Origin of the sequence: Pseudomonas thermotolerans DSM 14292 (genome assembly GCF_000364625.1) — a bacterium.
GTDB classification, from domain to species: domain Bacteria; phylum Pseudomonadota; class Gammaproteobacteria; order Pseudomonadales; family Pseudomonadaceae; genus Aquipseudomonas; species Aquipseudomonas thermotolerans.
In genome coordinates, this window is the sequence record NZ_KB822611.1 from 60,316 (window position 1) to 72,640 (window position 12,325).

Here is a 12,325-nt window from a genome sequence, read left to right on the forward strand (position 1 = left end):
ACTTCCGCCGCACTGCCGGGCAGCGCCAGACAGTGCGGCGGAAACGCCCCGCGACGGCCGTCCATCTCAGAACAGACTCCAGGTGTAGCTGAGGATCAGGCGGTTCTCGTCGATGTCGCTGCGGTAGTTGGAACGCGCGGCGACGTTGCGCAGGCGGATGCCCAGACCGCGCAGGGCGCCGCTCTGCACCACGTAGGCGATGTCCAGGTCACGCTCGCGGTCCCTGCCCTCGTAGCCCAGACCGGTATCCACGTTGTCGCCGCGGATGTAGCGCAGCGTGCTGCTCAGTCCGGGCAGCCCCAGAGCGGCGAAGTCGTAGTCGTAGCGGACCTGCCAGGAGCGCTCGTCGGCCGAGGCGAATTCGAAGGTGGGCACCTCGTTGCCCAGCGGGGTGATGTTGGCGAACACCCGCGGGAAGGCCTGGTCGCCGTAGATGCCCTGGTAGCCCAGATGGAAGGCGTGCCCACCGCGGCGGGCCGAGAGCAGCGTGAAGAAGGCCCGGTTATCGATCTCGCCGAGACGCTCCTGGCCATCCTCCCTAGCGCTGTAGTAGCCCAGGTTGGCACCGAGCAGCCAGTCGCCCAGAGCCTGACTGTGCTTGAGGCCGACGAAGCCCTGGGCGTAGATATCCTCCAGCTGGCCGTACCAGAGGCTCAGAGAGCTGCGCCCGGCGTTGAACTGGTAATCGCCGCCGACGTAGTTGAAGGCGTCGCTGCTGGCCTGACGTTGCGGCAGGTGGCCGAGCATGGCCAGCATGCGGTCGTCGCCTGCCTCGTTGCGCAGGCTGGTGGAAGTGAGATGCCCGGCCTGCAGGCTCAGGCCGTCAATTTCCCCGGAAGTGATGCCCAGGCCCTGGTAGCTGGGCGGCAGCAGGCGGATGTCGCTGAAGGTCAGTACCGGCAGGTTGGGCTGCAGCTCCCCCACTCTCAGCTCGGTCTTCGACAGGCGGGCCTTCAGGGTCAGCCCCAGGCGGCTGTATTCGTCGGCGGCGCGGCCATCGTCCTGCACCGGCAACAGGCCACTGTTGCCCCGTTCCGGGCTGCTGTCCAGCTTGATGCCCAGCAGGCCCAGGGCATCCACGCCGAAGCCCAGGGGGCCTGGCGTATAGCCGGACTTGAAGTTGAGGATGAACCCCTGGGCCCACTCCTCGGCCTTGGACTGCTGGCCGGCGCCGACGATGTCCGAATAGTCGCGGCTGAAGTAGTAGGTACGGGCCTGCAGGGTGGCGCTGGCGCCCTCGATTAGGCCTTCCCTGGCGAGGGCCGGAAACTGGGCTAGACCGGCGGTCAGCCCGACGGGAAGCAACACACAAGGTTTCTTTTTCATCACATCGCTCTTGTTGTTATCGGGATAAAAAAGCCCCCGACGGCGCACCTCGGTGGCGCCGCGATACCCGTCGGGAGTGGAAGCTCTCCGCTTGCGCAGAGAGGAGGCTCGGCTACTTGCTGGGATCTTCCTTGGCCGCCGCCCATCCCTGCGCGGCCGGCCGAGGCAGGCGCGCATGCAGCAGGGCATGGACAGCGAGCCCGAACACCAGCCCCCAGAAGGCCGCGGAGAGCCCCAGGAAGGACACCCCGGAGGCGGTGACCAGGAAGGTGAAGAGTCCGGCATCGCGCTCGCCCGGCTGGGCCACGCTGCGGCTCAGCGCCTCGCTGATGGCGCCGAACAGCGCCAGGCCGGCGAGCACGGCGACCAGCTCGCCGGGGAAGGCGGCGAACAGCGACACCAGGGTGGCGCCGGCGATGCCGAAGATCAGATACAGCAGGCTTCCGGAAAGCGCCGCCACATAGCGGCGCTGCGGGTCCTCGTGGGCTTCGCGGCTGGTGCACAGGCTGGCGGTGACCGCCGCCAGGTTCAGGCCGTGGCAGCCGAAGGGGGCCAGCAGCGCGCTACCCAAGGCGCTGGCGCTGACGATGGGGCTGGCCGGGGTCTGGTAGCCGGCGCTGCGCAGCACCGCCATGCCCGGCATGAACTGCCCGGTGAGCGCCACCAGAACCAGCGGCAGAGCCAGGTTGAGGCTGGCTGCCAGGCTGAACTCGGGAGTGATCCACTGCGGGCTGGCCAGCTCGAAGACCAGCGCCTCGCTGCGGAATCCTCCGCTCCCCAGGGTCACCGCCAGGCCCGCCAGCAGCACCGCCATCACCGCATAGCGCGGCAGCAGCCGGCGCATGGCGACGTAGACAACGAACATCGCCAGCACCATCAGCGGCTGGGCCGGCAGCGACTGGAACACCCGGACGCCGAAACTGAACAGGATGCCGGCCTGCATACCCGCCGCGATGGATCCAGGCAGACGCGCGATGAGGCGGTCGAAGGCGCCGCTCAGGCCGATCGCCAGGAGGACCAGGCTGGCCACCAGGTAGGCGCCCACCGCCTGGTTCAGCCCCACTTCGGGGAGCAGGGAGACCAGCAGCGCCGAGCCGGGTATCGACCAGGCGATTACCACCGGCACCCGATAGCGCAGGCTGAGCAGCATGCCCAGCAGGGCGCTGCCGATGGAAATGGCCCAGACCCAGGAGGACAGCAGCTCGTGGGACAGGCCGGCGCTGTCCGCCGCTTGGAAGACGATCACCAGCGGACCGGCATAGGAAATCAGCGTAGCGACCATTCCGGCGATCAGAGCAGAAAGGGAGCTATCGCGGAGCAAGGCTTTCATGGAATCTCCCGGGGCGCTGCCGGCCGGCAGCAGCCGGCGCACCTTTGCTGTTTATTCTTGGGGCGCCTGAAAAATCCGGCGCCTCCCCGCCCGCTCAGACCTGGGCAGTGGCCAGGCTGGCGGTCGCCGGGGCGCTGCGCTTGCTGCTGATGACGAACAGCAGCATGGCCAGGGCGGCGATCAGCCCGGGCAACGCGAAGGCCAGGAAGTTGAGTTGCAGCGGCAGCTCGATGCCCATCAGCGCACCACCCAGCAGCGGGCCAACGATGGCGCCATTGCGGCCGATGCCCGAGGCCCAGCCGAGACCGGTGGAGCGGATCGATAGGCCGTACAGCTGAGCGGCGCCGGCGTAGAGCAGGATCTGGGTGCCGATGGTGGTGGCGCCGGCGACGAAGATCAGCAGGTAGAGCAGCGGCGCCGGGCTGTTGAAGCCGAGCAGACCGATCGAGATGGCGGCGGCGGCGAAGAAGGCCACTTTCACCCTGGTCAGGCCGAAGCGGTCGCCCAGCCAGCCGCCGAAGATGGCGCCGAACATCCCGCCGAAGTTCAGGGCGAGCAGGAAGGACAGGCTGGACCCCAGGCTGTAGCCGGCGTTGGCCATCAGCTTCGGCAGCCAGGAGCTCAGCGCATAGACCATCAGCAGGCAGCAGAAGAAGGCCACCCAGAGGGCCAGGGTGCGCACCGCCAGTCCGCCGCGGAACAGCTCCAGCACCGAAACGCCGTGGCCCTGGGCGTCGGCGGCTTCCAATCGGTCGTCAGCGCCGATCGCCAGCTGCGGCGCGACCCGCTGCAGCAGTCCGCGGGCCTGGGCAATGCGGCCTTGACGCACCAAGAAGCCCACGGACTCCGGCAGGAAGCAGAGGATCACCGGCAACAGCAGCAGCGGCACGGCGGCGGCGAAGAACATCGCTTCCCAGCCGAAGCGCGGCAGCATATAGATGCCTACCCCGGCGGACAGCATGCCGCCCAGGGAGTAGCCGCTGAACATCACCGCCACCAGGGTGCTGCGCAGGCGCTTGGGCGCATACTCGTTCATCAGCGCCACCGCGTTGGGCATCAGCCCGCCGCAGCCGAGACCGGCGAGGAAGCGGCAGATGCCGAACTCGGTAGGGTTGCTGGTGAAACCGTTGACTATGGTCGCCCCGCTGAACAGTAGGAAGCACAGGGCGATGCCCTTCTTGCGGCCGATACGGTCGGCCAGGCTGCCGAACACCAGGGCACCGAACATCATGCCGAACAGGGCATAGCTGCCCAGGGCGCCAGCCTCCAGCGGGCTCATGTTCCACTCCTTCATGATCACCGGGAGGACCACGCCGTAGATGAACAGGTCGTAGCCGTCGAAGACGAGCAGCAGTGCGCACAGGAGCATCACTATCCAGTGAAAGCCGCTGAAGCGCGCGTTGTCGATGACTTCATGTACGTCGATTTGTCGCATGGCAAGCACCTCTTGTTGTTGTTGTACGGGTCCCGCTGGCGCGGGATGCCTGGAGTTCGCAGACTTGGGGAGCCCGCCCGAGAGACGACGCACAGGGCTCGGGCGGGGTGAAGGCAGTCAGAGGATCAGCCCAGGTCACCGCCCCCCACCGGCAGGGTCACGCCGGTGATGTAGGAGGCCTCGTCGGAAGCCAGGAAGAGAATGGCGCCGACCTGTTCGTCGATGGTGCCGTAGCGCTTCATCAGGCTGCTGTCGACGGTCTGGTCGACGATCTGCTGGTACCAGACCTTCTCCTGTTCGCTCTGCTCATTGGGGTTGCGCGGAATGCGCCGCGGCGGCGCCTCGGTACCGCCCGGCGCGGTGGCGTTGACGCGGATGCCGCGCTGGGCGTTCTCGAAGGCCAGGCAGGCAGTGAGCGCATTGACGCCGCCCTTGGCCGCGCCATAGGGCACCCGGTTGATGCCGCGGGTGGCGACGGAGGAAACGTTGACGATGGCCCCGCCGCCTTGCTCCAGCATGTATGGCAGCGCGGCATGGCAGCACCACAGGGTGGGGAACAGCGAGCGACGCACCTCGGCCTCGATTTCCGGCTCGCGGTAGTGCTCGTAGGGCTTGGCCCAGATGGTCCCGCCGACGTTGTTGATCAGCACGTCTAGGCGGCCGAAGTGTTCCACGGCTCGGGCCATGGCCCGCTGGCAGTCGGCGTACTGCTCCAGGTCGGCGGTCAGGGCCAGCAGCGCGCCCTCCCTGCCCAGCTCGTCCTGCAGCTCGAAGACCAACTCGGAGCGGTCCACCGCCACCACCTTGGCGCCCTCTTCCACCAGGCGTTCGGCGACCCGGCGGCCGATGCCCTGGGCTGCGCCGGTGACCAGCGCGACTTTATCGGCAAATCTCATCTTCATCTCGACCTCAAAAAAGGAGGGCCGCCCGGGGCGGCCCGAGTTGAGGGAACATTCGAGTGGAACTCGAGGCCTCAGGCCGCGCTGGCGGCGAACTTCTCGTAGTAGAAGTTCGCCGGCTGGATGCCCTGTTCGCGGATGTACTGGCTGACCGCCTCGACCATGGGCGGCGGGCCGCACAGATAGACGTCCACGTCACCCTCGTTGAGATGCTTGGGCTCAATGTGCTGGGTGACGTAGCCCTTGCGCGGGTAGCTGCTTTCCGGGTTGGCCACGCAGGCGCTGAAGGTGAAGTTGGGAATGCGCCGGGTGAACTCCTCCAGGCGATCCAGCCCCACCAGATCGAGGTCGTTGGTCACCCCGTAGATCAGGTGCAACGGGTAGGCACTGCCCTCCTCGGCGATCTTCTCAAGCATCGCGGTGAAGGGAGCCAGACCGGTGCCGCCGGCCAGCAGCAGCAGCGGGCGCTTGATCTCGCGCAGGTAGAAGCTGCCCAGGGGACCGCTCAGGGTCATGCTGTCGCCGGCCTTGGCCAGGCTGGTCAGGAAGGTACTCATCAGACCACCCGGCACGTTGCGGATCAGGAAGCTGACCTCGCCGTCGCGCGGCAGGGAGCTGAACGAATAGGCGCGAGTCTGGTCGCTGCCCGGCACCCGGAGGTTGACGTACTGCCCGGGCAGGAAGGCCAGGCGAGACAGCGACTCGCCCTTGATGGACAGGGCGATGGTGCTGTCGGAGAGCTTGTGCACTCCGCTGATGGTGGCCTCATAGACGCCCTGCTGGGTCTTGCAGACTTCCGAGGAGGCCGGTACGCGGATCACGCAGTCGCTCTCCACACGCATCTGGCAGGTGAGCACGTAGCCCTGCTGCGCCTCGTCCTCGCTCAGGGCGTCCTCGATATAGTTGTCGCCAAGGTCGTAGCGCCCCGCCTCGGCGAAGCACTTGCAGGCGCCGCAGGCGCCGTCGCGGCAGTCCAGCGGAATGTTCACGCCCTGGCGATAGGCGGCGTCGGCGACGGTCTCGCCGGCATTGATGTCGATGAAGCGGGTGACCCCGTCTTCGAAATTCAGTGCAATCTTGTGCGACATGGCGCACCTCGCTCTAGCAACGGCCGGGGCGCGATGGCGCAGCCGAACCCATGGCGGCTCCCCCGCCGCAGGTCCGGGCCAGCGCCCCGGGACCTGGGTTCAGACGTGGTAGACGTCGATCATCTGACGGACGTAGTCGTTCTTCAGCACCACCTTCTTGTACTTGATCAGCGGATTCGCCCCCCGGGTATCCAGGGTGTAGAAGCTGGTGCCGTAGAAATGGTCGACGGTCTTGTAGCGATAGCTCATGGTGTGCCAGTTGAAGCGCACCTTGCAGTAGTCATCGCCCTGCTCGACGATCTCGATGTTGTTGATGTTGTGCGACGTCCGGGTATCCGGAATGGTCGCGCTGGAGCGCTCGGTGCGGATGCGGAACACCCGGTCCTCGAGACCGCTGCGGCTGCCGTACCAGATCAGCGAGATGTCGGTCTGGGGGTTCTCCACCAGCTTGTCGTCGTCATCCCAGGAGGGCATCCAGAAGGTGGCGTCGGGGGCGTACATCTCCAGCCACTCGTCCCACTGCTTGTCGTCCAGGTAGCGTGCCTCGCGATACAGGAAGTCACGCACGGCGTCGTAGCTCAGGCTCATCTCAGGCACCCTCCACTTGGATCATCCGCTCCTGTTCCTTGCGGAACGCCTTGATCATTTCCTGCTGCCAGTAGCGGTGCTGGAGCACGAACAGGCCCTCGTCCTCGGTGCGCACGCCGGAGAGCAGCGGCTTGAGGTCGATCTCCTTGGCCGCCTCGTCAGGGCCTTCGACCCAGTGCTTGGCGCCACGGGACATGTCGTTCCATTCCATGGCGCGGCCCTGGAAGCCCATCTGGCAGGCGCGGAACTCTTCCAGGTCGTCCGGGGTTGCCATGCCGGAGACGTTGAAGAAGTCCTCGTACTGGCGGATGCGCCGGGCACGGGCCTCGGGGCTCTCGCCCTTGGGCGCGATGCAGTAGATGGTTACCTCGGTGCGGTCCACGGACAGCGGGCGGGCGATGCGCAGCTGGGAGCCGAACTGGTCCATCAGGTACAGGTTCGGGTACAGGCAGAGGTTGCGCGAGTGGCCGATCATCCAGTCGGCGCGGGCCTGACCGAACTCGGCGACCAGCTCGTCGCGACGTGCGTACAGCGGGCGGTCCTCCGGGTTGTCCCAGCGGGTCCAGAGCAGCAGATGGCCGTTCTCGAAGGAATAGAAGCCACCGCCTTTCTTGCCCCAGCCGCCGGCGCTCATGGCGCGGATGTCATCACCGGCGTCCTTGAGCTTGCGCTGCTGCTGGGTAGCGGCGTAGTTCCAGTGCACGGCGGTGACGTGGTAGCCATCGGCACCGTTCTCGGCCTGCAGCTTCCAGTTGCCCTCGTAGACATAGGTGCTGGAGCCGCGCAGGACCTCCAGGCCTTCCGGCGACTGGTCGCAGATCATGTCGATGATCTTCTTCGACTCGCCGAGGAACTCCTCCAGCGGAGCGACGTCCGGGTTCAGGCTGCCGAACAGGAAGCCACGGTAGGACTCGAAGCGCGGCACCTTCTTCAGGTCATGGGAGCCGTTGCAGTTGAAGCTGTCCGGATAGCCGGCATCCACCGGATCCTTGACCTTCAACAGCTTGCCGTTGTTGTTGAAGGTCCAGCCATGGAACGAACAGGTATAGGTGGCCTTGTTGCCGCGCTTGAAGCGGCAGAGCATGGCGCCACGATGACTGCAGGCGTTGATGAAAGCGTTCAGCTCACCATCCTTGTTGCGCGCGATGAAGATCGGCTGGCGCCCCATGGTGGTGGTGTAGTAGTCATTCTTGTTGGGAATCTGGCTCTCGTGGGCAAGGTAGATCCAGTTGCCCTCGAAGATGTATTTCATTTCCAGTTCGAACAAGCGAGGGTCGGTGAACATCTCCCGTTTGCAGCGGTAGATACCCTTCTCCTTGTCCTCTTCAAGCAGCGAGTTCAGGTAATCGAATCCCAGGGACATGGCCGGGGCCTCCGTTGTTATTGTTCAGGCCGGCACAGACTAGAGAGAGGGGAAAAGGGCCAATATCCGCTTTTTGCAGAGCGCTATCCGTTTTTTGCAAAGGCTGTCCAGCGGCCGCCAAAAACGGCAGGCACAGGCCGGCCGGCAGCCCCGGGCCGCCAGCCACAGAAGGGAATCCGGATTCTAGGCGCGGGGATCAGCGCGCCAGACGGCGGGTGATCAGCCCCTGGCGGGCCACGCGGGTCAGTTGGCGGACCAGCTCGGGCAACTGCTCGGCGGACGGCGCCTGGACCACCGCCAGGTCAAAGCTGTCGTCGGCGAAGCGCTCCAGCGACTCGCCGTCCTGAACGAACTGGATGCGCAGGGTATGGGGGCGGCGCCAGCGCTTCGGCCAGCCTTCCAGGTAACGCAGCAGGGTCGGCTGGTGGGAGCCGGCAAGCAGCACGCGTGGATTGCGCAGCGGCAGGCCGCTCGTGATCGGCGCCAGGCGAACCAGAGGTTGGGGATGAGACATGATTGGAATCTCCGCCTCGTGGGTCCCGCTGGAGTGCGGTGAGAGGCGACACCGGACCAGCGCTTTAGCAGTATTTGGAAGGCCTAGAAGACCACGCGCCCCGCAAGTAGCTGTTTAAATCGGCGCGAAGGCGGCATTCTGAGAACCTCCGCCGACCCTGTCAAGACGACCGAAATCCCCGAATGAGCACATCGGAACCGCTACGCCTGTTCTTCGCCCTGCCCTGTCCCGCGCCCGTCGCCCACGCCGTGGCTGCCTGGCGCGACCGCCTGCAGCTGCCCGGCAAGGCGGTCGCGGCGGAGAACCTGCACCTCACCCTGGTTTTCCTCGGCGCCCAGCCACGCAGCCGCCTGGACGAACTAAAGGCCATCGCCGCCAGCATCCGCGGCCAGGCCTTCGAGCTGCACCTGGATCGCCTCGGTCACTGGAGCGCCGGCCTGCTGCACCTGTTCCCCAGCCGGCCACCCGAGGCCCTGCTGGATTTGGAATGCAGCCTGCGCGAACGCCTGCTACAGGCCGGCTACGAGCTGGAGAGCCGGACCTTCCGCCCGCACCTGACCCTGGCCCGACACAGTTCCCCACCATCCGGCACCGTCCGGCCGGACTTCCGCTGGCAGGCAGAGCGCTTCGCCCTGTACCTCTCCGAGAGTGACCGGGAAGGCACCCGCTACCGCAGTCTCGCCCACTGGCCGCTGTGCCCCTGAGCGCCTGTGCCAGGCACGACGAAAGCCCGCCGAAGCGGGCTTTCGCATTCCTCGCTCGGATCAGCCGGCGAAGCGCCGATCCAGGGACAGCCGGCCAGCCCCCTCGATCAGCAGCACCAGGCTGATCAGGGCCAGGATCATGGCGTACTCGAAGCCGTTGGCGGTGATGAAGAAACCGTTGGTCCAGTGCACGCTGAACACCGCCACCAGCATGGCGATCGCCAGAGCAAACGCCGCCGGCCGCACCAGCAGGCCGATCAACAGGGCCAGGCCACCGAAGAACTCGGCGCTGCCGGCCAGCAAGGCCATCAGGTAGCCCGGGGCGAGGCCGACGCTTTCCATCCACTGGCCGGTACCGGCCAGACCGTAGCCGCCGAACCAACCGAACAGCTTCTGAGCGCCGTGGGAGGCGAAGGTCAGCCCGGTGACCACGCGCAGCAGGGTGATGCCGTAGCCGGCGCGGGTGGTGAACAGGGCCTTGAGAGTGTCGTTCATGATGCCTGGCTCCTTTTGGGGTAAGGGTGGTGACGGAGACCAGAATATCCATATATTTCGATATTTAAAGCGGAAAACCCCACAAATAATATCTAAATATTGAATATTAGCGCTGACTGACTGCGCCCTTGCCACGCGGCTCCAGCCAGTCCCTTTCTCGATCGTAGGCCAGGTAGTACTTGTTCACCGCCCCGACGTAGCTGACCACCCCCATGCCCAGCTGCTCCATGGCCACCCGCTCCACCTGGAAGAACCACTGATTGCCGTTCAGGCCGCGCCGTCGCGCTTCGGCGCGCAGGGCCTGGACCCGCTCCGGGCCGAGGTTGTAGGCAGCCAGGGTGAAGGCCATGCGCTCGCGGTCGTTGATCTGCGGGCTGCTGAAGTAGGTGCGGCGGATCTTCGCCAGGTAGCGACTGCCGGCCAGCACGTTGTTGTCCAGCAGTTGCACGTTGCCCACCCCGACGCTGCGTGCCGCCGCCGGGGTGATCTGCATCAGCCCGGTGGCGCCGCCGGCCCCGCGCGCCGCGGGATTCAGGGTGGATTCCTTGAAGGCCAGGGCGGCCAGCATCAGCCAGTCCAGGCCGGTCTGCTCGGCGTGCTTCTGCAGCACCGGACGGACCTTCTCCAGGCGCTGCAGATCCTGGCGACCGAGCGGGCTGTGCACCCGGTAGAGGCGCCGGTAGACGCGCTGGAAGTCGGCATCGAGGTTCTCCGGGTCGTGGTAGGTCCTGGCGAAGCGATCGACGCTGGCGTGCAACATGGGCGCGTCGCGGCGCACGAACCAGCTAATGTCACCGTCGCTGGAGAGCACCAGGTGGCGGTCGATGCGCAGCTTGGGCATCACCTTGGCCCAGCGCTCGGCGATCGGCTGCTCCACCGCGGTACGTGGGAAGATCCCCGCCTGGACCATCTCCAGCACGTCCTCCACCGCCAGGCTGGAATCCACCCACTCGATGGCCAGCGGCTCCAGGTTGCGTTCAGCAAGCCGGCGATTGACCGCCTTCAGGGCACCACTCACTGCGCTGCCGGCAGGCAGCAACAGGCTGCGCCCGGCCAGTTGCTCGAGGTTCCGGTAGCGGCGGTTGCCCTGGCGGCTGACCACCACCAGAGGCACCTGGCTGCGAAAGGGTTCGGTGGCCACTACAGGCTGCCCTTGGCGCACCTCCAACATCTCCCCGGGCGCCACCAGGTCGCCCTCGCCGCGCAGCAGGGCGCCGAGCAATTGGTCCTTGGGCCTGGGGATGAGCTTGAGTTCAATGTTGCGCCCGCTACGGGCATTGCGGTTGAGGTATTGGAGGAAGGCCTGCAGGCGATGATGCTCGACGCCTATGCTCTGCCCCTTCACCTCGCCGGAGCTGTTGCGGCTCTGGTTGATCAGCACGCGCAGCTGGCCGCTGCTGCGGATCTGCGCCAGGTCGCGGCCGCCACCCGGCAACTGCCAGCTCTCCGGCGGCCCCATCAGCCTGGCGCTCGCCTGCGGCGGCAGCCAGGCCAGCAGGCAGACGAGCAGGATCAATGGCAGTCGCGTCATCGAGTCTCCACAGGTGGATCGGCCAGGCGACTGAGAGTAGCGCGCCTCGTAATGGTTCCCGTACTGGGTCGCGGAGATTCGCACAGCTGGCCGCCGGATGCCACCCAGATCCGATAATCGACTTCAAAAGATAAATACAACTTCATGATTTTTATTAGGTTTATTCAGGAAGATATCCTTCTGCTATGCTGCCCGCCCCGCAGCGAGGATCACCATGCAACTCATCGATATCGGCGTCAATCTGACCCATGACAGCTTCGCCAGCCAGCTCGAGGCGGTGCTCGAGCGCGCCTACCGGGCCGGCGTCTGCCAGCTGGTGCTGACCGGCACCAGCCTGGCGGTGAGCGCCGAGAGCCTGGCCCTGTGCCGGCGCCTGGACGACAGTGGCCGCCGGCTGTTCTGCACCGCTGGCGTACATCCCCACGAGGCCAGTGGCTGGACCAGCGCCAGCGCCGCCGAGCTGCGCGACCTGCTGGGCGAACCGGAAGTCCGCGCGGTCGGCGAATGCGGCCTGGACTTCAACCGCGACTTCTCGCCTCGCCCTGCCCAAGAGAAGGCCCTGGAGGCCCAGCTGACCCTGGCCGCCGAGCTGCAACTGCCGGTGTTCCTCCACGAGCGCGAGGCCGACCAGCGCCTACGCGAGATACTCCGCGACTTCCGCGACCACCTGCCGGCCGCCGTGGTGCACTGCTTCACCGCCGACCGCCGTGCGCTCTATGGTTACCTGGACATGGACCTGCACATCGGTATCACCGGCTGGATCTGCGACGAGCGCCGTGGCACCCACCTGCATCCACTGATGCGCGACATCCCCAAGGGCCGGCTGATGCTGGAAAGCGACGCGCCCTACCTGCTGCCGCGCACTCTGCGGCCGCGGCCGCGGCACAACGAGCCGGCCTTCCTCACCGAGGTGCTCGCCGAGGTCGCCCGCCACCGCGGCGAAACCCTGGAGCAACTGGCTGCGCACACCACCGCCTGCGCACGGGCCTTCTTCGGCCTGCCGGCAATCGAGGAAAGCGCGGAGGAACGGGAGCACTAGGCGCTCCCGGGTC

Annotated in this window: 12 protein-coding genes; 2 read left to right on the plus strand and 10 right to left on the minus strand. The window is 66.4% G+C overall.

What is annotated here, in order from left to right:
* Positions 1–66: 66 nt before the first annotated feature.
* From H165_RS0111275 to H165_RS0111310, 8 genes are all read right to left on the minus strand, one after another.
* The gene (locus H165_RS0111275; RefSeq protein ID WP_026146564.1) at positions 67–1,326 is read right to left on the minus strand and encodes an OprD family porin; all 1,260 of its coding nucleotides are present in this window, start codon (positions 1,324–1,326) and stop codon (positions 67–69) included.
* A 112-nt stretch (positions 1,327–1,438) separates the two neighbouring features.
* Positions 1,439–2,656, minus strand: a complete 1,218-nt coding sequence (locus H165_RS0111280) for a benzoate/H(+) symporter BenE family transporter (RefSeq protein ID WP_017939043.1) — start codon at positions 2,654–2,656, stop codon at positions 1,439–1,441.
* Between the two features lie 94 nt (positions 2,657–2,750).
* On the minus strand, positions 2,751–4,091 hold the full coding sequence (locus H165_RS0111285; RefSeq protein WP_017939044.1) for an MFS transporter: 1,341 nt from the start codon (positions 4,089–4,091) through the stop codon (positions 2,751–2,753).
* A gap of 125 nt (positions 4,092–4,216) precedes the next feature.
* The gene (locus H165_RS0111290) at positions 4,217–4,993 is read right to left on the minus strand and encodes a 1,6-dihydroxycyclohexa-2,4-diene-1-carboxylate dehydrogenase (RefSeq protein WP_017939045.1); all 777 of its coding nucleotides are present in this window, start codon (positions 4,991–4,993) and stop codon (positions 4,217–4,219) included.
* Positions 4,994–5,064: 71 nt separating this feature from the next.
* On the minus strand, positions 5,065–6,078 hold the full coding sequence (benC, locus tag H165_RS0111295; protein WP_017939046.1) for a benzoate 1,2-dioxygenase electron transfer component BenC: 1,014 nt from the start codon (positions 6,076–6,078) through the stop codon (positions 5,065–5,067).
* A 99-nt stretch (positions 6,079–6,177) separates the two neighbouring features.
* The gene (benB, locus tag H165_RS0111300) at positions 6,178–6,666 is read right to left on the minus strand and encodes a benzoate 1,2-dioxygenase small subunit (protein WP_017939047.1); all 489 of its coding nucleotides are present in this window, start codon (positions 6,664–6,666) and stop codon (positions 6,178–6,180) included.
* 1 nt (position 6,667) lies between these two features.
* A complete protein-coding gene (gene benA, locus H165_RS0111305; RefSeq protein ID WP_017939048.1) occupies positions 6,668–8,029 on the minus strand; it encodes a benzoate 1,2-dioxygenase large subunit in 1,362 nt (453 codons plus the stop codon).
* A gap of 196 nt (positions 8,030–8,225) precedes the next feature.
* Positions 8,226–8,543, minus strand: a complete 318-nt coding sequence (locus H165_RS0111310; protein ID WP_017939049.1) for a class I SAM-dependent methyltransferase — start codon at positions 8,541–8,543, stop codon at positions 8,226–8,228.
* Between the two features lie 182 nt (positions 8,544–8,725).
* Between H165_RS0111310 and thpR the strand changes: the two genes are divergently transcribed.
* On the plus strand, positions 8,726–9,247 hold the full coding sequence (gene thpR, locus H165_RS0111315) for an RNA 2',3'-cyclic phosphodiesterase (RefSeq protein ID WP_017939050.1): 522 nt from the start codon (positions 8,726–8,728) through the stop codon (positions 9,245–9,247).
* 60 nt (positions 9,248–9,307) lie between these two features.
* On the opposite strand, the gene H165_RS0111320 is transcribed toward thpR, so the two are convergent.
* Together H165_RS0111320 and H165_RS0111325 are read right to left on the minus strand one after the other, a co-directional pair.
* Positions 9,308–9,742 (minus strand): DoxX family protein, encoded by a 435-nt coding sequence (locus H165_RS0111320; RefSeq protein ID WP_017939051.1) that lies wholly within the window; start codon positions 9,740–9,742, stop codon positions 9,308–9,310.
* Positions 9,743–9,848: 106 nt separating this feature from the next.
* On the minus strand, positions 9,849–11,273 hold the full coding sequence (locus H165_RS0111325) for an MltF family protein (RefSeq protein WP_026146566.1): 1,425 nt from the start codon (positions 11,271–11,273) through the stop codon (positions 9,849–9,851).
* A gap of 214 nt (positions 11,274–11,487) precedes the next feature.
* On the opposite strand from H165_RS0111325, the gene H165_RS0111330 reads away from it, so the two are divergent.
* A complete protein-coding gene (locus tag H165_RS0111330) occupies positions 11,488–12,312 on the plus strand; it encodes a TatD family hydrolase (protein ID WP_017939053.1) in 825 nt (274 codons plus the stop codon).
* Positions 12,313–12,325 lie beyond the last annotated feature (13 nt).

Coding starts and splice junctions, on each gene's coding strand:
- H165_RS0111275 (WP_026146564.1), bottom strand. CDS start 1,326: ATGAAAAAGAAACCTTGTGTGTTGCTTCCCGTCGGGCTGACCGCCGGT.
- H165_RS0111280 (WP_017939043.1), bottom strand. CDS start 2,656: ATGAAAGCCTTGCTCCGCGATAGCTCCCTTTCTGCTCTGATCGCCGGA.
- H165_RS0111285 (WP_017939044.1), bottom strand. CDS start 4,091: ATGCGACAAATCGACGTACATGAAGTCATCGACAACGCGCGCTTCAGC.
- H165_RS0111290 (WP_017939045.1), bottom strand. CDS start 4,993: ATGAAGATGAGATTTGCCGATAAAGTCGCGCTGGTCACCGGCGCAGCC.
- benC (WP_017939046.1), bottom strand. CDS start 6,078: ATGTCGCACAAGATTGCACTGAATTTCGAAGACGGGGTCACCCGCTTC.
- benB (WP_017939047.1), bottom strand. CDS start 6,666: ATGAGCCTGAGCTACGACGCCGTGCGTGACTTCCTGTATCGCGAGGCA.
- benA (WP_017939048.1), bottom strand. CDS start 8,029: ATGTCCCTGGGATTCGATTACCTGAACTCGCTGCTTGAAGAGGACAAG.
- H165_RS0111310 (WP_017939049.1), bottom strand. CDS start 8,543: ATGTCTCATCCCCAACCTCTGGTTCGCCTGGCGCCGATCACGAGCGGC.
- thpR (WP_017939050.1), top strand. CDS start 8,726: ATGAGCACATCGGAACCGCTACGCCTGTTCTTCGCCCTGCCCTGTCCC.
- H165_RS0111320 (WP_017939051.1), bottom strand. CDS start 9,742: ATGAACGACACTCTCAAGGCCCTGTTCACCACCCGCGCCGGCTACGGC.
- H165_RS0111325 (WP_026146566.1), bottom strand. CDS start 11,273: ATGACGCGACTGCCATTGATCCTGCTCGTCTGCCTGCTGGCCTGGCTG.
- H165_RS0111330 (WP_017939053.1), top strand. CDS start 11,488: ATGCAACTCATCGATATCGGCGTCAATCTGACCCATGACAGCTTCGCC.